Source organism: Butyrivibrio sp. AC2005 (assembly GCF_000424145.1).
Taxonomy (GTDB): Bacteria; Bacillota; Clostridia; order Lachnospirales; family Lachnospiraceae; genus Butyrivibrio.
This window is the reverse complement of sequence record NZ_KE384137.1, coordinates 316214-337912: the sequence shown is the minus strand read 5'-3', so window position 1 is coordinate 337912 and position 21699 is coordinate 316214. Positions and strand designations below refer to the sequence as shown.

At 39.3% G+C, this 21699-nt stretch carries 17 protein-coding genes; 16 read left to right on the top strand and 1 reads right to left on the bottom strand.

The window, feature by feature from the left end; translation table 11 throughout:
* The first annotated feature begins 78 nt into the window (after window positions 1-78).
* From G602_RS0118460 to G602_RS0118390, 14 genes are all read left to right on the top strand, one after another.
* Window positions 79-531 carry an NfeD family protein gene (locus tag G602_RS0118460; protein WP_044932734.1) on the top strand — a complete coding sequence of 151 codons (453 nt, stop codon included), beginning with the start codon at window positions 79-81 and terminating at the stop codon, window positions 529-531.
* Between the two features lie 18 nt (window positions 532-549).
* The gene (locus G602_RS0118455; protein ID WP_026660292.1) at window positions 550-1461 is read left to right on the top strand and encodes an SPFH domain-containing protein; all 912 of its coding nucleotides are present in this window, start codon (window positions 550-552) and stop codon (window positions 1459-1461) included.
* 225 nt (window positions 1462-1686) lie between these two features.
* Window positions 1687-1986 (top strand): hypothetical protein, encoded by a 300-nt coding sequence (locus G602_RS0118450; protein WP_026660291.1) that lies wholly within the window; start codon window positions 1687-1689, stop codon window positions 1984-1986.
* Window positions 1987-2212: 226 nt separating this feature from the next.
* Entirely contained in the window at window positions 2213-3766 is a 1554-nt protein-coding gene (rho, locus tag G602_RS0118445) for a transcription termination factor Rho (RefSeq protein WP_026660290.1), read from the top strand.
* Between the two features lie 351 nt (window positions 3767-4117).
* On the top strand, window positions 4118-5287 hold the full coding sequence (locus G602_RS29295; RefSeq protein ID WP_049945329.1) for a cobalt-precorrin-5B (C(1))-methyltransferase: 1170 nt from the start codon (window positions 4118-4120) through the stop codon (window positions 5285-5287).
* A gap of 59 nt (window positions 5288-5346) precedes the next feature.
* On the top strand, window positions 5347-6441 hold the full coding sequence (gene trpS, locus G602_RS0118430) for a tryptophan--tRNA ligase (protein ID WP_026660288.1): 1095 nt from the start codon (window positions 5347-5349) through the stop codon (window positions 6439-6441).
* Window positions 6442-6488: 47 nt separating this feature from the next.
* Complete coding sequence (gene glgA, locus G602_RS0118425) at window positions 6489-7934, top strand: glycogen synthase GlgA (RefSeq protein WP_026660287.1); 1446 nt, start codon at window positions 6489-6491, stop codon at window positions 7932-7934.
* Between the two features lie 5 nt (window positions 7935-7939).
* A complete protein-coding gene (locus G602_RS0118420) occupies window positions 7940-9592 on the top strand; it encodes a putative polysaccharide biosynthesis protein (protein ID WP_026660286.1) in 1653 nt (550 codons plus the stop codon).
* 42 nt (window positions 9593-9634) lie between these two features.
* A complete protein-coding gene (locus tag G602_RS29290; protein ID WP_049945328.1) occupies window positions 9635-11413 on the top strand; it encodes a SpoIIE family protein phosphatase in 1779 nt (592 codons plus the stop codon).
* A gap of 9 nt (window positions 11414-11422) precedes the next feature.
* Complete coding sequence (locus tag G602_RS0118410) at window positions 11423-12577, top strand: acyltransferase family protein (protein ID WP_026660285.1); 1155 nt, start codon at window positions 11423-11425, stop codon at window positions 12575-12577.
* Between the two features lie 57 nt (window positions 12578-12634).
* Window positions 12635-13822, top strand: a complete 1188-nt coding sequence (locus G602_RS0118405) for a hypothetical protein (protein ID WP_026660284.1) — start codon at window positions 12635-12637, stop codon at window positions 13820-13822.
* Window positions 13823-13846: 24 nt separating this feature from the next.
* A complete protein-coding gene (locus G602_RS29285) occupies window positions 13847-15115 on the top strand; it encodes a sensor histidine kinase (RefSeq protein WP_049945327.1) in 1269 nt (422 codons plus the stop codon).
* On the top strand, window positions 15090-15884 hold the full coding sequence (locus G602_RS0118395) for a response regulator (RefSeq protein ID WP_026660283.1): 795 nt from the start codon (window positions 15090-15092) through the stop codon (window positions 15882-15884). Before G602_RS29285 ends, G602_RS0118395 begins: the two co-directional genes overlap by 26 nt.
* Window positions 15885-16069: 185 nt before the next feature.
* Complete coding sequence (locus G602_RS0118390; protein ID WP_026660282.1) at window positions 16070-16666, top strand: Hpt domain-containing protein; 597 nt, start codon at window positions 16070-16072, stop codon at window positions 16664-16666.
* On the opposite strand, the gene G602_RS0118385 is transcribed toward G602_RS0118390, so the two are convergent.
* Entirely contained in the window at window positions 16652-17506 is an 855-nt protein-coding gene (locus G602_RS0118385) for a glycerophosphodiester phosphodiesterase family protein (protein WP_026660281.1), read from the bottom strand. The genes G602_RS0118390 and G602_RS0118385 overlap by 15 nt on opposite strands.
* A 109-nt stretch (window positions 17507-17615) precedes the next feature.
* Here G602_RS0118385 and G602_RS29280 point away from each other — a divergent pair, with 109 nt between their 5' ends.
* Together G602_RS29280 and G602_RS0118375 are read left to right on the top strand one after the other, a co-directional pair.
* Window positions 17616-19847 carry a sulfatase-like hydrolase/transferase gene (locus G602_RS29280; protein WP_196808722.1) on the top strand — a complete coding sequence of 744 codons (2232 nt, stop codon included), beginning with the start codon at window positions 17616-17618 and terminating at the stop codon, window positions 19845-19847.
* A 1-nt stretch (window position 19848) separates the two neighbouring features.
* On the top strand, window positions 19849-21642 hold the full coding sequence (locus G602_RS0118375; protein WP_026660280.1) for an Rqc2 family fibronectin-binding protein: 1794 nt from the start codon (window positions 19849-19851) through the stop codon (window positions 21640-21642).
* Window positions 21643-21699 lie beyond the last annotated feature (57 nt).

Below are 21699 nucleotides of genomic sequence, written 5' to 3'. Positions count from 1 at the left end.
CTGCTATGCGCGGACCGAAGCGGAGCGAAGACAGGTGTCAGCGAAGCTGACGGATGAGGGAATTTGGAGGTGACTGGCATGTACAATGATTTGTTTGGGGTGTCGCCTATGATATTTTGGCTGATACTGACTGTTATTCTAGCTGTTAGTGAAATTCTTACTCTTGGGCTGACTACAATATGGTTTGCACTTGGTGCACTCGCTGCATTCATTTCATGCATTATGGGAGCATCACTTCCGTTACAGATTGTAGTTTTCATAATTGTTTCTGTTATCGCATTGCTGCTTGTAAGACCGGTTTCTTTAAAACTTCTTAGTGGCAAGATTGTGAAAACAAATATAGATGCCCTTATCGGTCGAAAGGTCAATGTAAGCAAAGATATAGATAACATTAAGGAAACAGGAAATGTTATTCTTGACGGAACAACCTGGAATGCCAGAAGTCTTGAGGATGATGTTGTTATATCATCAGGAGAGACTGTAGTCATTGAAAAAGTTGAGGGGAATAAGCTCATTGTAAAAAGAGCTTAAAATAAAAGGAGGAGAGTTATGCCATTTTTTATCATCATTGTTTTAATTCTTGTACTAATTGCACTTAACATTAAGATTGTACCTCAGGCGCATTCATTTATCGTTGAGCGCCTCGGTGCATACAAAGAGACATGGGATGTAGGTCTTCACTTCATGGTTCCGTTTATTGACAGAATCGCAAGAAAGGTTGACTTAAAGGAGCAGTATTGTGACTTCCCGCCTCAGCCCGTTATCACACAGGATAATGTTACAATGCAGATAGACTCAATTGTATTCTTTAGAATTTCAGATCCCAAGGCTTATGCTTACGGCGTAAGAAATCCTATCGGTGCTATTGAGAACCTTACAGCAACAACACTTCGTAATGTAATCGGATCACTTACTCTTGATGAAACACTTACAAGCCGTGATCAGATCAATGCTCAAATGCAGGATGCACTTGACATTGCGACAGATCCCTGGGGTATCAAGATTACCCGTGTTGAGCTTAAAAACATCAATCCTCCGGAGCAGATCCGTGATGCCATGGAGAAACAGATGAAGGCTGAGCGTGAAAAGAGAGAAAAGATTCTTTTTGCAGAAGGTGAGAAGCAGTCAGCTATCACTGTTGCAGAAGGTGAAAAGCAGAGTAAGATTCTTCAGGCTGAGGCTGACAAGCAGGCTACAATCCTTAAGGCTGAAGCTGAGAAGGAGAAAAAGATCAGAGAGGCTGAAGGTCAGGCTGAAGCTATCAGAAGCGTACAGAAGGCTAATGCCGACGGTATCCAGATGCTTAAGGAAGCAGGTGCTGACGAATCTGTTCTTACCATTAAGAGTCTTGAAGCTTTCGAGAAGGCTGCAAACGGCCAGGCTACAAAGATAATCGTTCCCAGCAACATCGCAGGTGTTGCCGGCCTCGCAGAGTCCTTGAAGGAAGTTGTTGCAAAATAAAACCTTCCTGTTAGGGAAAAATACTAAAGCCTTCCTGTTTTTGGAAAAATAATAAGGCTTTCCTGATATGGAAAATAATAGGATTTTCCTGAACATGGTAAGTGTAGCGAAATTATTTTATAGCCTTCCCCCTTTGGGGGCGCAAGAGGTTCGGGGGACCTCTGTTATGCGCGGACCGAAGCGGAGCGAAGAAAGGTGGCGCGTAGCGCCGGATGAGGGGAAAATATGCCGGATAACAAAGGAAGAGAAGCGCTTATCCACTCCCTGGCTCAGTCCATGGGAATGGGCGATGCTCAGAAATTCAAAACAACAACCGGAAGATATAATTCCGAGACCGGTACCATCATGAGTAACGGCAGAGTTATATCAAGTGCCACAGTCATTCAGGCAAAGAATTATTTTACTTCTCAGTACAATAAGCTTGCAGAAATGGATGATGAGGGCGCTAAACAGATGGCTACACTTTACGAAGTGGCTAAGGAAGCCATCAGTATTATGCTTGATAGTGGCAAGGGGAATGATTAATTCCCCTTTTCAATTATTTTATTTAATAAAATCTTAAAAAAATTTCTATTGATATTTTTTCTTTAATGATGTATTGTTACCATTAGTCGAGAGTAGTTTAATCTGGAAGCATTAGCTTGTCGACAATCAGACTTAAGTTATAAGTTATCGATTATTTTTTCCACTTGAAAAATTTTTTATTTATTTATAATAATTGTTGTTTAATATTTGAAGAAAGGAACAAGTTTTGAGAGAAAAATTAGAAACACTTACACTGGCTTCACTCCGTGACCTCGCTAAGCAGAATGGCATTAAGAGCGTTACAACGATGAAAAAGTCAGAGCTTATCGATGCTCTTTTGGAGCTTGATGAGAAGCAGAAGGCCGAGCAGAGAGCAAAGGCTGCAGAGCAGGCAGCTAAAGCTGAAGAAACTGATAAAAAGCAGGATAAAGGCTCGGAAGAGAAGGCTAAGCCTGCAGGAAAGAAGACTGTTCGTAAAAAAATCATTATGGCTGATAAAAATCAGGTAGGTTCTAAGGAACAACCTTCTGAACACAGAGCACCGGAGCAGAAGAAGGCAGAAGCTAAACCTGCCCAGAGCGAACAGGAACAGACACCTAAGCAGGAGCAGGCGCCTAAAAAGGAAACTTCTCCTGAGGATGCAGAAATCGCTAACGGTGTTGATGCTCATGGAATTCTTGAGGTTATGCAGGATGGTTTCGGATTCATCCGCTGTGAAAATTATCTTCCCGGTGAGAACGACGTATATGTTGCTCCGGGTATGATCAGAAAATATAATCTTAAGACCGGTGACATCCTCACAGGTATAGCAAGACAGAAAAAGGAAAATGATAAGTTTGGAGCTCTTCTCCAGCTTAATACAATAAATACCTATAAACCTGAGGTAGCTATGGGACGTTGGGACTTCGAAAAAATGACTCCCATTTTCCCTAAGGAGCAGATTGTTTTAGAGCATCCCGGATGTACAATTGCAATGAGAATCATGGATCTCATTTCTCCTATAGGTAAGGGACAGCGTGGAATGATCGTTTCACCTCCAAAGGCAGGTAAGACAACACTCCTTAAGGATGTAGCACTTTCAGTAAAGAGAAATAATCCGGATATTCATCTTATTGTTCTTCTTATTGATGAACGTCCTGAGGAAGTAACAGATATTAAGGAAAGCATCGAAGGACCTAATGCAGAGGTTATTTATTCAACCTTCGATGAACTGCCGGAACATCACAAGAGAGTATCAGAGATGGTTATCGAGAGAGCAAAGCGTCTTGTTGAACACAACAAGGATGTTATGATTCTTCTCGACTCAATTACCAGACTTACAAGAGCATACAACATCGTAGTTCCTCCGTCAGGAAGAACACTTTCCGGAGGTCTTGACCCGGCTGCTCTTCATATGCCTAAGCGCTTTTTTGGTGCTGCCAGAAAGATGAGACAGGGTGGTAGCCTTACAATTCTTGCAACAGCACTTGTAGAGACAGGTTCAAAGATGGATGATGTTATCTATGAGGAGTTCAAGGGAACCGGTAATATGGAAATGGTTCTTGACAGAAAGATGCAGGAAAAAAGAATCTTCCCTGCAATCAATATTCCGAAGTCAAGCACCAGACGTGAAGACCTTCTTCTTAAGCCTGATGAGCTTGCTGCAGTCAATGCACTTCGTAAGGGCTTCAATGGTATGAAGGCTGACGAAGCAGTTGATCAGTGTATCAACATGTTCTCCAAAACCCGCACCAATACCGAATTCGTTCGTATGGTCGAAAAACAAATCGCAAGATATTAAAAAATTAACGCCCACGCAGTTGCGTGGGCGATTTATTTTGGGAGGAGGGGTTGTCAGGTGGGGAACCCGACAACCCGGTATGAAAAAAGTTTTGTTGGGGGAGTCAGAAGTTCTAACTCCTGTTAACTATATAATAAAAATTAAATTTGTACAGAATATGGACAAATCATAAAGTAATTATAAAATAACTCGAAATTAAATATAACATATAACGGGATTTAGATTATTTCGCGCTTTTTAATTAAGAATTAATATAAAAGATATCCCTTAAATAGAGCGACTTACATTAAAACATGTTATACTATGTTTATAAATGTGAATGTATGAAAAAACAATTTCAGGGGGAAATCAATGATCCATAAAGTTGATAACGTTTTTTCAAATATTTCTTCATTGACAGGAGGCGCAATCGCCGCAGTTGCAGCCAAAGCAGCGGCTTCATCATTGCTCCTTCGTATAAGTTATGATTCCATAGAATTCCATACAGATGATGGAAGAATAATAAATGTACCGGTCAGGTATATACCCCATCCTGAGAACCATGCGATGCGTGAGTATTGCGTTCTTACATCCGGTAGCAATATTAATGGACTCGCAGGTATTTCGGAACTGCATGTTATTGTAGAGCGTGTAAGGAGACTGTCTGATATTCCGGATGATATATATATTAAACCGGAGTATATAAATCTTTATCTTGACGGCACTGTCGGAATTGAGGAGATTAAGTCAGGTGATCCTGCCGGAAAAGCAGGATTTCCATACATAGATAAGAATGCAAGGAATGTAATTTTTGAATCGGTTGCAGATGCGGTGCATTTTGCGGACATTATGCCACTTATCAAAATTACGATTAAGGCTGTATCCTATGAGAGACCGGGCCTGACCTGCAGGATTACAGGCGGTAACGGGTCCGTAGCAAGAACCTCGCAGGATGATGTTCTTGCGGAAATAGCAAATACTATTCAGGAACAATATGAACAGGGAATTCGACATGTAATAGCGGTTCCCGGGAATGCAAGTCATAAATATATTCAGGATCACGTACATATTTCAATGGCATACAGTATAAGATGCAGGAATTATATCGGTGATACTCTGGACATGGCTGCTATGGTAGGAATGGAGAATTTTCTTTTGGTAGGAAGTACCTCCAAGCTGCTTAGACTTGCTGCCGGTATAATGGATACCCACAGCTGGAATGCTGATGGAAGAAGAGAGGTATTGTCTCTTCATACGGTTTTGGCAGGCGGAACAATATCTCAGGCCAGAATTATTCAGGACCTTGCTACAACAGACCAGATGCTTGCAAAGCTGACGGAATGGGGACTCAGAGACGCAGTAATGCAGAGTGTATGCATGAAGATTGGGGACTATGTTCAGAACAGACTCGGTGGAAAATCCATGAAGTTTGGAGTAATTCCGGTTCATCCTGACTACGGTATTTTGGGGCAGACACCGGATATTAGCGATGTCATGGCTTCAGTTAGCAGAGAACAATTTGCTCTATCTATAAAAAAGTAGAGTTTTTTGGTATACTATACACTATATGAATTTTTTTAACGAGGAGATGAAAAAAGGTTATGCGTAAAGTTATTTTGACCGGCGATCGTCCGACCGGCAAACTTCATGTCGGACACTATGTCGGCTCACTTCGAAGAAGAGTTGAGCTCCAAAATTCCGGTGAGTTTGATGATATTTTCATAATGATTGCAGATGCTCAGGCGCTCACTGACAATGCAGAGAATCCGGATAAGGTAAGAGAGAATGTAATAGAGGTTGCTCTTGATTATCTTGCGGTTGGTCTTGATCCTGCTAAGAGCACTCTTTTTGTACAGTCACAGATTCCGGAGCTTACAGAGCTTTCATTTTATTACATGAATCTTGTTACTGTATCAAGACTTCAGAGAAATCCCACTGTTAAGTCAGAGATACAGATGCGTAATTTTGAGACAAGTATTCCGGTTGGATTTTTTACATATCCTATAAGTCAGGCTGCTGATATTACAGCCTTTAAGGCTACAACTGTTCCTGTAGGTGAGGATCAGGAGCCTATGATCGAGCAGTGCAGAGAGATTGTTCGTAAATTCAACTCTGTATATGGAGAGGCTCTTGTAGAGCCCAATATACTGCTCCCTGATAACGCTGCATGCTTAAGACTTCCGGGTACGGATGGAACAGCCAAGATGAGTAAATCACTTGGCAACTGCATTTACCTTTCAGAGTCACCTGATATGATCAAGAAGAAGGTAATGGGCATGTTTACAGATCCTAACCACCTTAGAGTTGAGGATCCCGGTGAAGTTGAGAACAATCCGGTATTTATTTATCTTGATGCTTTTGCAAGAGATGAGCACTTTGCGGAATTTGCACCGGATTATGCTAACCTTGATGAGATGAAGGCTCATTACAAGAGAGGCGGTCTTGGTGATGTTAAGGTTAAGAAATTCCTTAACAATGTACTTCAGTCTGAGCTTGAACCTATCAGAAAGCGCAGAGAGGAATTCCAGAAGGATATTCCTTATGTATATGATGTTATTAAGAAGGGATCTGAGGTGGCAGAAGAAGTTGCTGCCAAGACACTTAGTGATGTCAAGAAGGCTATGAGAATTGATTATTTCTCTGATGAGGAGCTTATAGCTATGCAGTCTGCGAAGTACAAGGCATCTGAAGACTGATTTACGAAAAATATAATAAAAAATTCTTCCAATGAGGGAGGCAATACATGAAGAACATTTTATTTGTAGCATCAGAAGGCGTACCATTTATTAAAACAGGCGGTTTGGCAGATGTTGTCGGATCACTTCCCAAGGATATTGATAAGAGATATTTTGATGTAAGGGTTATCCTTCCAAAGTATACCTGCATGGCTCAGGAGATGAAGGATAAGCTTGAATATGTATCAAACTTTTACATGGATTTTCACTGGAAAAGTGAGTATGTAGGTATTTTCCATGCGGAAGTTGATGGCGTACATTATTATTTTATAGATAACGAGTACTTTTTCGGTGGAATGGCACCCTATGGCGGTGATGTAATATGGGAGATTGAGAAATTCACCTTCTTTAGTAAGGCAGCTCTTTCAATTCTTCCGGTTATAGGCTTCAGGCCTGACATTATTCATTGTCACGATTGGCAGACCGGCCTTATACCTGTTTACCTTAAAGAGAGATTCCAGGGTAATGAGTTCTTCCGTGGAATCAAGTCCATAATGACTATCCATAACCTTAAATTCCAGGGTAAATGGGATGCCAAGGATGTGCAGGATATTACAGGACTCCCGGATTATTATTTCACTCCGGATAAGCTTGGATATTATAAGGATGCCAATCTTTTAAAGGGTGGTATTGTTTATGCTGATGCAATTACCACTGTAAGCAGCACTTATGCAGACGAGATTAAGACCGAGTTCTTCGGAGAAGGTCTTGACGGACTTTTGAGAGCAAGGGCAAATGATCTTCGAGGAATTGTAAACGGTATAGATTATACTGATTTTAATCCCGAGACAGATAAATTCCTTGAGTATCCTTTCAATGCAATTAATTTCCGTAAGGAAAAGGTTAAGAATAAGAGAGCACTTCAGAAAGAGCTTGGCCTTCCTGAAGATGAAAAGACAATGATGATCGGTATTATTTCACGACTTACCGACCAGAAGGGCTTTGACCTTATTGCTTATGTTCTCGATGAGCTTTGCCAGGATGCTATTCAGATAGTAGTTCTCGGAACAGGTGAGGAACAGTATGAGAATATGTTCAGACACTTCGCGTGGAAGTATTCTGATAAGATCTCAGCAAACATATTCTATTCTAATCCGTTATCACATAAAATATATGCGGCTTCGGATGCATTCCTTATGCCGTCACTCTTTGAGCCCTGCGGATTATCACAGCTCATGGCTCTTAGATATGGCTCTATCCCGATTGTAAGACAGACAGGCGGACTTAAGGACACTGTTGAACCTTATAATCAGTATGAGAGCACAGGAACCGGATTCGGATTCCTTAATTACAACGCGCATGAGATGATGCGCACCGTTCGCGAGGCTGAGAGAGTATATTACGACAACAAGCGTGAATGGAACAAGATGATAGATCGTGCAATGGCTGCCAATTTCTCATGGGAGGTATCGGCATCCAAATATCAGGAGATGTACGATTGGCTTAGACCTTAATTAAAATGAGTAAAAAGAAAAGTATTATTGTGCAGGGGTCAATCCTTGCAACAGCAGGTTTTATATCCAGAATAATAGGACTTTTATATCAGGCTCCTCTAACCGGCATTATCGGTGATGAGGGTAATGGATATTACAGTACCGCATATCAGATATACTCTATTGTACTTCTGATTTCGTCATATAGTATCCCCTCTGCGATGAGTAAGATTATATCGCAGAGGCTAGCGGTACATGAGTATCGCAACGCACAGCGAATCTTTCACTGTGCGCTTATTTATGTATTTGTAGTCGGAGGAGTGGGAACTCTGTTTGTATTTTTTGGAGCGCCGCTTCTTGTGGATGGTTACTCGATTCCGGTACTCAGGTTCTTTGCACCTATAATTTTCATATTTGGACCTCTTGGTGTACTAAGAGGATATTTCCAGGCGCATCGCACAATGGTTCCGACCAGTGTATCTCAGCTTGTGGAGCAGTTTCTCAATGCGTTTGTATCTGTGGGAGCAGCATACTTTCTTGTAAAGCTTGCAATTTCAAGAAACGGTGATGAATCTGTAAAGGCTATGTACGGTGCAATAGGCAGTGCTCTCGGAACAGGCTCAGGTGTTGTTATTGCTCTGCTATTTATGCTTTTTGTCTACAACATAAATCGCGATTCCATTAAGAGAAAAGTAATACATGACAAGCATGAAGACTTGGGGTACAGAGAGATCTTTATTCTTCTGATAATGATAGTGACTCCAATTGTTCTCAGCACTGCGATTTATAATTTTTCAAACACTCTTAACTATACTTTGTTTTCAAAAATTATGACCTACAGTAAGGAAATTCCTCATAATGAGGTTGTAACAAGGCTGGGAGTTTATTCGAGAAAGGCTCTTGTAATTTCCAATTTCCCTACTTCCATTGCAGCAGCTGCTGCTGCAACTATTATGCCGAGTATCTCAACTTATTATGCTCAGAAAAATTATGACAGCACAGAGCAGATGATCAAGAAGGTTTACAGAATGATCAATATGATAGCAATTCCTTCTGCGGTTGGACTTTTTGCCTTGGCAGATCCTATCATAATGCTCATGTTTCCGCAGAAATCAACTCTTCATGAAGCGGGAGTATTAATGCAGATGCTTGCAATTACCGTTGTTTTTTATTCTATTTCCACTGTAAGCAATGCTATTTTACAGGGAATTGGAAGGGTAAATATTCCTGCAATAAATGCTGCAATTGCTCTTGTTATTCAGACTGTTTTACTTGTTGTTATGCTGCTGTATACAGATCTTGGTAATAAGGCATTGGCGATTGTCACGATTGTTTATTCATTCCTGATGTGTGTGCTTAATGAACATGCGGTTTCCAAGACTCTGGACATGAAATACGACATTATGAAAATGTATATAATTCCTACAGGTGCTTCCATAGCAATGGGTGGAGTGGCATTTGGCATATATAAGCTTTTTAGCATGCTGCTTGGAATGGCTATGAACAGGGAATATTTTGTTAATCTGATTTCTGTTGCAATTGCGATTTTTACCGGCGTTATCGTATATGCTATAGGTATGGTCAGAACAAAGGGCGTAACAGAAACAGAACTTTTGGGCTTTCCTAAAGGAACAAAACTTGTTAGAATCTTAAAAAAGACACATATTATGAAAAACTAAAATAATTATTATTCGGACTTTTGACTTGCCAGAGGGGGGCATATGTCGGAAAAGATTAATAAGGAAAACGGAAAACTTGAAGTAAGTGTTTTTTATGAAGTTCTTATTTTTTTCCTGGTAGGGACTATTATCATAGGAATTGTTTCATGGTTTACAATTTCATCAATTTCTAAAAGAAATATCATGACTCAGAAGGTTCATCAGGCTGAGAACCTTTTTGATGATCTGGGTGCTTATTTATGCCAGTATGAATCCATAGACTATATTATGGAATACTGGCTTGAGCATCTTGATGATTTGGATGTCGAATATGATAGTAAGGAATTGACCAGGGAAAAAGCAAAAAAATTTCTGAAAGATAATCCCGGTTTTTCTTTTACAACAGCAACTATAGCAGATATTGATAATTTATTCGAAGCTGATAAAAAAGCATATGCGGAGATAGTATACAACAACTGTCTCATTCGTATGAATAATATGCTTATCGCATATAAGATAAATTATATATATTGTATGGCCGCTGATAACGATTTTCAGAAATGTATATTCTTATTAAACGGTTCGGACGGTAAAGGTAAACGCAGTAATAACTTTGGCGATTACTATTTACTTGGTACGACTGTGACTTTTACAGAATCCCAGAGAGAATTATTAAAACAGACAATACGCGATTCCTATAGTATGGCCGAATCGAATGGATATGTGGACAGATATGAGCCTTTATTTGATATAGACGGGTATCATGTTTTTCTTGGGCTTACGTATAGTATTCAGGAAGTTAACAAGGAGATACTGGGTGCTACTGTACAAGGTACCATGTATGTCCTTTTATTCCAGCTGATTTTTGCTATTGTATGTCTGATCTTTATAAAAGTATATGTAACAATCCCCTTAAGAAAAGTTAAAAACAACGTGGATTACTACGAAGATACGAAAAACAGTGCAGAGGTAGTAAAGAATCTTTCACGGGTAAAGCTGAATAATGAAATAGGGCGCCTTTCCGAAAGCTTTTCCAATATGGCGCTTGAAATTGATAATTATATCAAAGAGGTAAAAAAGGTCACAGCAGAGAAGGAAAGAATCGGAGCTGAGCTTAACGTTGCTACCAGAATTCAGGAAGATATGCTGCCAAGAGAATTCCCTCCTTTTCCTGACAGAACAGAGTTTGACATTTATGCAAACATGGATCCTGCAAAGGAAGTTGGTGGTGATTTTTATGACTTTTTCTTTGTTGATGATGATCATCTGGCTCTTGTTATTGCTGACGTTTCGGGTAAAGGTGTTCCGGCAGCTCTTTTCATGGTGATTGCAAAGACACTTATAAAAATACGGACAAGCTCCAAAAAGGGTAGTCCTGCAGAAATATTCTACGATGTAAATAATACACTGTGCGAAGGAAATAACGAGCAGTTCTTTGTGACTGTATGGCTTGCGGTAATAAATCTGAAAACAGGTGAGGGTATTGCAGCAAATGCAGGGCATGAGCATCCTATTTTAAGACATAAAGGCGGTGAGTTTAAGCCTGTAATCTACAAGCACTCACAGCCACTTGGCATGCTTGAAGATATGAAATTCCGAGAGCACGAATTTAAGCTGGAACCAGGAGATTCACTGTTTGTATATACTGATGGTGTTACGGAAGCTGAAAATACCTGTCATGAGTTATTTGGCGTTGACAGAGTTGCAACTGCTCTGAATAAATGCAAGAGTGATGACCCTAAGGAACTGATAGATACAGTACGAAAAGATATAGATGAATTCGTGGGAGAAGCTGATCAGTTTGATGACATCACTATGTTATCATTTTTCTACAGGGGGTAAATTTTTTTAATGGTTTCAAATGTTGGGGAGAGAAACAAGGTTCTTGATATTGCAAAGGGTCTTGGTATGTGTATGATTGCGGCCTATCATCTGATATACAGGGAACAGGGAGGCCTTTTTGATGATATTATTCGCTCCTGTATATGGTTTATAATCCCTTTTTATTTTGTGATTTCAGGATATTTTTATAAAACAGACTATGATAACAGACTGGAAGTCTTAAGATATAGAGTAATCAGACTCTTTATGCCGGCCTTTGTAACAATGACGGTTCTTCATTTAGTAGGCGGAATATATTTTGTCTTAGTTCATGACTATACGGTTATGGATGTAATTGATGATTATATAGTAACTTTCTTTCGTCCTGAATTTACCAATGCTTTTTACTATAAGAGTATTACAGGCGGGTGGCTTTTTTTTCAGCTTTCACCCGTCTGGTTCATATGGGCCATGATATGGGCTTATATAATTTTTTACAATGTTGTAGGCACTGCCTTTTCAAAATCGTCATATATGATCATTACTGTAGTTGCACTACTGGTTACGGGAACTTTTTTTACACAAGCTTTTAAACCCCTGCCCTGGAGCCTTGGTATGTCCCCTATATTTGCAGTGTTGTTAATGATAGGCGCATTTATAAGGAAGAAGAATATTTATGAAAGGATATTAAAAATAAATCCTGTTATAGCTTTGATTGTCTCTGTCTTTTGTATTTATGTATTCTGGCTTTTGTTTAAAAAAGGCGGATGTGACAACATTTATGCAGGTGATTTTGGCTATTTTGGAATTATTACGCCTATTGTTTTTATAGGAGAGTGCCTTATCTGCGGGTTTGCTTATATTTTTATCTGCAAATTATTATCTAAAACTTACGGTTTATCCTCAGTATTTTCCTGGATGGGAAAAAACTCTCTGATTATTCTGATGTACCATTGCTTTTTTGGGATGTTTATAGCAGATGCTCTTGGAACATACATGAAACCCGGGCCTAACTGGTACCTGAATCCGCTTCCGGAAGAGGTTGTGTTTAAGTCTTTTTTTGTATTTGGAGGAGGAATTATTCTGTCATGTATAATGGCATATGTCAGGAGAAAAGCTTTGTTCTTTCTCATTGAAAAGAACGAGAATGAGTATGTTGGACATTTGTTGGACACTATAATTTAATATATAGTCATCAAAGTTATGTAGAATAAAATTCTTATGACGAGGGGAGACTATATAATGAAAAAAAATCTTATTGTTTCGCTTTTATCCGGATTTTTACTTGTAGCAACAGCTTGTGGTAATGCTAATCCTGCATCAAATACAGATATTAACAATTCAGATGTAATAGCAGTTGGGGAAGATAAGACACCATTAGCATCGGAGCCCGATTCCGGTGAGGTTTCTTCGGAAGAACCTGATGAGTTACTGGATTATTATTCAAATCTTGATGAGATAAAGCCGGGAGAAGACGGAACAATCTCCAATGGTCTTTTCTCTGTTCGCATGCCTGAAGATACAAAGGATACTTACGTGGCATTTTCCTCAAAGGATGCAATTTATATTTATGATAAGGACGCTAAGGAAGCCGGCTTCGGTGGCTTTGTTTTCAGTATATCTGTTTATAAGGAGCCTAAAGAATATGCTGGTGGAATGGATAAAAAGGTTGGAGAGATGACACTCTCCGACGGAACCGTCTATGATGTAGTCAGAGATTTTCCTTCAGATGTTCAGTGGGATTACACTAAGAGTGAAGAAATGCCTGATTCTTATAAGAAGTTGGAAGATAGCTTTGAGGAAGTGGTTAAGACTCTTGAACCTTTCGACATGGGCAGCTTTGATTATGGTGCCGGAACTAAGGGTGAGGATATATATGTTTCAGTAATTGATGAGATAAGAACTGCTTTAGAAGAAGGTTATGATGCTACAAAGCTTGAAGAGATGGGGCTTAGTTCAATGTATTTTGCCATAAAGCAGTCAGGTGATGATCCGTTAAAAAAGACAGGCTATGCCTATATGGATATAAATTTTGACGGTGTAGATGAGCTCATGGTTGGAGAAATCATAGAGGGCGAAATGAAAGGCGTTGTATATGATATTTTCACTGTATCTGACAGAGAGCCTGTTCATGTTTTATCAGGCTATGCAAGGGACAGATACTTTATAAATGACGGAGGAATGATAGTTAATGAAGCTTCCGGCGGAGCTGATATTACTATTTGGACATTATATGATATTGAGCCCAATACAACCAGGCTCATGCCACAGTATTCGCTTAAGTATGATAGTCAGGAGGATTCTGAAAATCCTTATTTCTTAAATTTTGATCCGGAGTCGGATTCATGGGAGAATATTTCTGAAGAAGACTTCAATATGTATAAGGATAGATTGAACTACAATCATCTGGATTACACTCCTTTTGGATAATACAGACAACGGAGATTTAGTGGTATGGATTTGGCGCTTCAGAGCATGATAACTCTTAACGTGTCGTTGCTTTTACAACTCCTGTGTTTGGCTGCTGTTATTCTGGTAGACAAGTATATAAAAAAAGATAAGCGAATGATTTTATTTGAAAATGTTATCCTTATCTTTTCCGTTGTAATAGTTACGCAGGTTGAAATATATTGTCAACAACATGAGAATTTGATATTTGCACGAACACTTACAAGTATGTTCTGCTATATCGCAAGGCCTATAATTATTGTGCTTTTTATGCGATTACAGTCGGATGATAAAAAGCCCTGGCTTTTGGCTATTCTTAACCTGATGATATATTCAACAGCTTTGTATACGGATATTGCTTTTACTATAACGAAAGAAAACCGTTTTGTGAGAGGACCGCTTGGGTTTAGCTGTCATGTTATAAGTGGTATACTACTTGTATGGATGGTCGCAATTCCGATAATAAAATTTTGGAAAGAAAAAAAGTTTATTACTTTTTTCCCTTCCATAATTGCACTGATTATTATAATGTGTGTAATGCTTGATATTAGCGGAATGTTTGATTCAAGAGTATCCTTTTTGCAGATTGGACTTGTGACAGGCGCTCTTTTTTACTATATATGGCTACATCTGCAATTTGTTAAGGAACATGACAAAGCACTTGAGGATGATAAGAAAATTGAGATTATGATGTCTCAGATACAGCCTCATTTTATGTATAATACGCTTTCTACGATTCAGGCGCTATGCCTTACTGATCCAAAGAAAGCATTTACAACCGCTGAGAAATTCGGAACCTATTTAAGGAATAATATCGGATCTCTTAATAAAAACAGCCTGGTTCCATTTAAGCAGGAATTTGAGCATACAAGAGTATATTCCGAGATTGAGATGATTCGTTTCCCGAATATCAGAATTGACTACGATATAGAGGATGAGGAATTCGAACTTCCGGCGCTAACGCTTCAGCCTGTTGTTGAAAATGCGATAAGGCACGGCGTAAGAATCCGCAAAACCGGAAGTATCTGGATCATAGTAAAGACAGAGAATGGATATCATGAAATAATAGTCCGTGATAACGGAAAAGGCTTTGATGTAGATAAATACATGAATGCTGATGAAGAACATTATGGTCTTAAAACCATAAAAGAAAGACTGGAAAGTCTCTGCGGAGGAGAACTTGAGGTAGAGAGCACAATAGACGTGGGAACTACTGTGACTATCAAAGTACCAAGTATGGAGAAGGTTGATGAAAGCAATTTGCGTAGACGATGAAAATTTGATTCTGGAGCTTGCTGTAGCATTACTTGAGGATTTTGGCCTGTTTGATGAGGTCAAAGGTTTTTCCTCAGGACAGGAAGCACTGGATTATATGAATGAAAATAATGTGGGGCTTGCACTTCTTGATGTTGACATGCCTGAGATGGATGGACTTACTCTCGCGAAAATCATTAAGGAGAGAAGTCCGCAGACTTCGATTATTTTCCTTACAGGATATTCAGAGTATGCTGTTGATGCATTCTCGATTCACGCAGACGGATATCTTCTTAAGCCTATAGCAAGAGATAAACTTTTCCAGGAAGTTCAATATGTTATAGATAACAGGGATGAGGATTCCGGAACTATTGCAAAGGCGCTTACCTTTGGAAATTTTGATTTATTTGTTAAAGGTGAGACGGTGGTGTTCAAGAGATCAAAATCTAAGGAATTACTCGCTTTTCTTATAGATAATAAAGGTGGAAGCGTTACAAGAGCAGAAGCCTTTGCGGCACTCTGGGAAGATGGTATGTACGACAGAGCAATGCAAAAGCAAATGGATGTAATAATCCGCAGCCTTAAGGATACACTAAGTGAATATGATATAAGTGATATCCTGGAGATTAAGAGCGGTGCCATGAGAATCCGACCGGAGCTTATAGATTGCGATATGTATAAATTCCTTGATGGCGATGAGGACGCTGTTAAATCCTTTAGAGGTGTTTACATGAATTCTTACTACTGGGCAAGCACGACAGAAGGTGCATTGCTTGGGGATGATTATTGATATATTTAATTTTGCTTTCTTCATTCATTCTTTTTCTTCATTTAGGGCAGTCCGTTTTATTGCGGGCTGCCCGCCCTATTTTCGCAAAAGATTTTAATAAGTGAGCAATTTTATACTCTTAATTTGCAAGACTTAAGTGTATAATAAGAGGGTAATATTTTTGAGGGGATAGTTTCTTTTGCAATATGGAAATGAATAATTACGAATTTTTAAATAAAATAGATGGCATTACAATAAGTGCAGGACTTGAAGCCTGTGGCAACGAAAAATTATTTACTAAGTTCCTTACATCTTTTTATAACAATATTGATATAAAGGCTGATGAGATAGAGGACGCTTATAAGGAAGGGAATATAAGCTTTTATACTATTAAGGTTCATTCTCTGAAAAGCACGTCAAGAATTATTGGCGCATATGAACTTTGTGACCTTGCACTTGAGCTTGAAGAAGCCGGCAGAAAGGATGATATAGAATTTATTGATGACAATAATGATAAGCTTTTAGCACTTTTTAGAAGCTACAAGGAAAAGCTCTCAATATTGGATGAGATAGATACTGACTCAGAGGATAAGAAAAAGCCTATTGATAATGCGGAGCTTGAGGATGCATACAAATCCATGGCGGAGGTATCACGGAACATGGATTATGATGGTGCGGAGATGATTATAGAGGAGTTAAAAAAGCGCAAGCTTCCTGCAAAAGAAAGAGAATTTGTCGACAGGCTGGATAAAGCTCTTAAGAATTTTGCCTGGGATGAGATTGAAGATCTAATTAGTATTTAAATCGGTCAAATCCGTATATATTCCTGCAATTCCGGAACCCAGATATGAATTTATCTTAGATGTATCATTAACAGTGTGAACATATTTTGGAGTATCGGTTTTATCCATGATAGTCATAAATGACTCATCATCAGCAAGATCTGTATGAAAAGTGAATCCGATAAGCGGCTTCTTTGCTGCTTTTAGTAGGGCTTTTTCCGTTAATTCATCATCGGTCGCCTCATAGAGGGTATAGATGATAAACGGAAAGCCCGCTTTTTTTACCATGTCATATTCCGTGGCATGATATATCTGGACTACAAATCTGTTTACCAGCTCGGGGTAATTTTCTGCAATCATCTTATATGTGTCGATATCTGTTTCCTTCGTGTCGGTTACAACAATCAAATCCTCATGCTGCTGCATGAAAGAAGCAACATCATCAAAGGTCAGAACAGTGAATTTGTCCTGAACCTTACATTTTTGATAGTCGGAAAATGTCGGGGCTTCACCCGGTGTGACCTGCCTACCCTCAAGGTAAAGATCACCCCAGGCATGCCCACAGACAAGAACATGGTCGGAGGTATAATGGAAGTCAATCTCGACGATTCTGTTACCTTTGGAGTAACTATTTTCAAGAGCTTCCCTTGAATTTGTGTAGTCATATTTTTCGCCGGATTCATCGGCAATTTCTCCGCAGGCATGTATAATATATTTCTCATCCGAAAATTTTTGACGCATATCAGTTATTTCGGTTGTAACCGTCTCTTTTTCAGAACAACCGCAAAACATGGCTGAGAATGTAAGAATTACTAACAGAACAGATATAGTCATTTTTGTGATTTTTGAATTAGTATTCATGAAATGATGTCCTTAATCATTAGTGATATTTTTGATATTTGATAGGTTTGTATGCTAAAATATTTAAGTTTGAAAAACACAAATGATTATAACATTTTTGGGAGCTTTCGTGAAAAAGAGAAATATAATTAGAAACTTAATTGCTACTGTAATACTTGGATTTTTGTATTTATTGTTTTTTACATCCTGGTGGTTTTTTCATACCTGGAGTTCAATGACTGTAAACGAGCTGATGTTCAATGTGAAAATGTCTCTTTCAGGCACTTCGCATGCTATGATTAAGCTCTTTATATTAAAGGCATTTTTGCCTGCGGGCATAGCTGCTTTGATTATTCTGGCTTTTCTTACCTTTGTCCCAAAGGATGCGCTTAAGGGAAAAAGAAATCTGATAGCCACAATGACAGGTGTAATTGTGCTTATAGCTGCAATTGCATATACATGGATTCAGCTTGATATGACTTCATATATTGACCAGCAGCTTCATGCATCTACTTTTATTAAGGATAATTATGCTGATCCTAATAATGTCAGTGTTGAATTTCCTGAAAAGAAGAGGAATCTTATCTATATTTATCTCGAATCCACAGAGGTCACCGATACGGACAAGGAACACGGAGGCGGTTTTGAAAAGAGCAGAATTCCTGAGCTTACTGAACTTGCTCTTGAAAATGAATTTTTTGGAGATGGCTCTGATAATTTGAACGGTGGTTTTTCAATGCCCGGTACAGACTGGACAATGGGCGCTATTTTTGCCCAGTCTACAGGACTTCCTCTTCAGATAAGCATAGATGCTAACAGTATGTCGGATCAGGAGAGTTTTTTCCCTACAGTAAAGGGCCTTGGAGATATTCTGAAGGATGAAGGCTATCATCAGGAATATCTTTGCGGTTCCAATGCCACATTTGGAGGTCGTGAGCTTTTCTTTAAGACTCATGGTGATTTTGATATTATCGATTACCCCTATGCCAAGGATGCAGGCTGGATTCCGCAGGACTATGGTGTATGGTGGGGCTTCGAGGATGAGAAGCTTTTTGAATATGCTAAGAACAGACTTCTTGAATTATCCAAGAATGATGAGCCGTTTAACATGACACTTCTTACGGTTGATACTCACTTTGAGGACGGCTATGTATGCAGACTTTGTGAAAATGAATTCGATGATCAGTATTCAAATGTTTTTGCATGCGCAAGCAGACAGGCTGTTGATTTTGTGAACTGGATAAAAGAGCAGGATTTTTATGAAAATACGACAATAGTTCTTGTGGGTGATCATCCCACGATGGATGCTGATTTTTGTACACAGATTCCTGAGGATTACACCAGAAAAGTTTACACCTGCTTTATAAATGCCGATGCGCAGGTTCAGGATAGAACCGCCAGAGAATATACTACCTTTGATATGTTTCCTACAACTATTGCGGCACTCGGAGCTGAAATTGAAGGGAACAGACTTGGACTTGGAACAAACCTGTTTTCAGGTACGGAAACGCTCCTTGAGAAGTACGGAATGGAGTACGAAAAAGAGGAGCTTGATCGTAAGTCTCACTTCATGAATGAGCTTGCGGGAATAACAGATGAGATGGCCCTGGAGCAGAACTATGAAGGTGCATCCTGTAGCTGCAGTATCACTGAAGAGGGCGACGTATTAAAGATAGTTGTTTCAGATATAAAAGGTGTTCTGGAAAAAATAGAGTCTATGCAGGTTGATGTCAGGGTAAATGGCAACTATGACAGCGTAATGACTTATAACATGAACCTTCTGTCTGATGGATCATATGAAACCTCTATTCCGTTATCTGAAATCGACACCTCAGATACTGATTTTTATGTTTTGTGTAAAGGCGCCCTCGGCTCTGAGATCAGTCTTTTCACGCAAAGAGGCGATATTTATCTTAAGCAGACAGATATACAGGAATATCTTAAGTCACTTAAAACTTACGCAGATAGCGGTGATTACACCGTATTTATTACAACCAGAAAGAGCGGTGCAATGAGACTTACGGATGAGAATATAGCCGCACTTAAAGAGCTTGGAATAAGTGATGATATTCCAAAGGGACAGGATATAACCCTTGTTGCTGTTATAAATAATGAACTTAACGATAGTTATGCTACGAAGGAATTTAAAGAGATAGAAGGTACAGTAGGCGACAATGTGTCCTATCACTTAAAGGGAAGCTGGGACAGCTTCAAGGACAAAGACTTCCTGCTGGAAATTAACGGCGAAAATGTAATGATGGAACGCAAGGGACTTCATTTTGCCGTTGTTAAGAACTCTAACGGAAGAGTTGTAGACTACGTTAATTTTGACCTACTGGATAAAGAGTGTAGAAGGTATTGATATGGCATTTGATGGAATAACCGTCGCCAACATAGTGCGCGACTTAAAAACAGAATTACTTGGCGGGAGAATCTATAAAATCGCCCAGACAGAAAAAGATGAGCTTCTTATCACTGTTCGCAAGGCTGTGGAAAACGGCGGCGGACAGCGCAGACTTTTTATGTCTTCCGATGCATCTTTGCCGCTTGTATATATGACTGACGAAAACAAGCAGAGTCCTATGGTAGCACCGAACTTCTGTATGCTGCTTAGAAAACATATCCAAAACGGTAAGATAATAGGTGTACATCAGCCCGGTCTTGAGCGAATAATCAGGATTGAAATTGAACATCTTGATGAGATGGGGGACCTTCGTCACAAGACACTTTTAATGGAACTTATGGGAAAGTACAGTAACATAATTTTTGTGGATGAGGACAATAAGATAATTGACTCAATTAAACACATTCCGTCTTCTGTAAGCTCCGTCAGAGAGGTTTTGCCCGGAAGAGATTATTTTGTTCCTGAAACTCAGAATAAATTTGATCCACTGTCTGTATCGAAGGGTGACTTTATGAGTGTGATTCCTTCCAGGGGACAGGCTGCTTTTAAAGCATTGTATGGCTCATTCACCGGTTTATCCCCAATTATTTCACAGGAGATATGCTTCAGAGCAGGAATTGACAGCGATAAATCTGCTATAGCCCTTGAGTCAGATGAACTTTCAAAGCTATGGACTTCCTTTGACGGACTAATGTCTGATGTAAAAGAGGGAAGATTCTTACCTGAGCTTATTTATATAAATGAAAAACCAAAGGAATATGCCGCAGTACCGCTGACTATGTACCACGGAGGAGATGATTCCGAATATAAAGAATATGATGAAATATCGTCACTTCTTTTGGATTTTTACGCTGAAAAAAATACCGTAACAAGAATAAGACAGAAATCTTCTGACCTCAGAAAGCTTGTGGCAACAGCACTTGAAAGAAATGTCAGAACGCTGGATCTTCAGACGAATCAGCTTAAGGATACCGAAAAGAAGGATAAATACAGAATTTACGGAGAACTTCTTACCGTATATGGCTATGGAGCGGAGCCTGATGCCAAGTCGATTACAGTTAATGATTACAATACAGGTAAGGATGTGACAATCCCTCTTGATCCGACTATGACAATTGCTCAGAATGCCAAGAAGTATTTTGACAGATATACTAAGCTTAAAAGAACTGCTGAGGCACTTGAAACTCAGATGCAGGAGGTGTCACAGACTGTTTCACACCTTGAGTCAATCGCAGCTTCACTTGACATAGCACGCCAGGAGGATGACCTTACAGATATCAGAAGAGAGCTTGTTGAAGGCGGATATATTAAGGGAAGTGCTGCGGACAGACTAAACGGTAAGGGCAAAAACGGCAAGAATAATCGTAATCAGAAATCCAAGAGTAAACCGTTCCATTATATAAGCAGTGATGGCTTTCATATTTATGTTGGGAAAAATAACTACCAGAACGATGAGCTTACATTCAAGATGGCAAATGGCGGCGACTGGTGGTTCCATGCAAAGGGTATTCCGGGATCCCACGTGGTTCTGATTACCGAAGGTAAGGAGGTTCCGGACAGAACCTTTGAAGAGGCTGCTTCACTTGCTGCTTATTACTCCAAGGGAAAAGAGCAGGATAAGGTAGAAATTGATTACTTAAGGCGTAAGGATGTTAAGAAGCCGGGTGGTGCAAAGCCGGGATTTGTTGTCTACTATACAAATTATTCCATGGTTATTGGAACTGACATTTCAGGTATAAAGGAAATAGTCTGAAATGCAGTATACGTGCAGAAATGATTGACTTTAATATAGGTTACATTTTATTATATT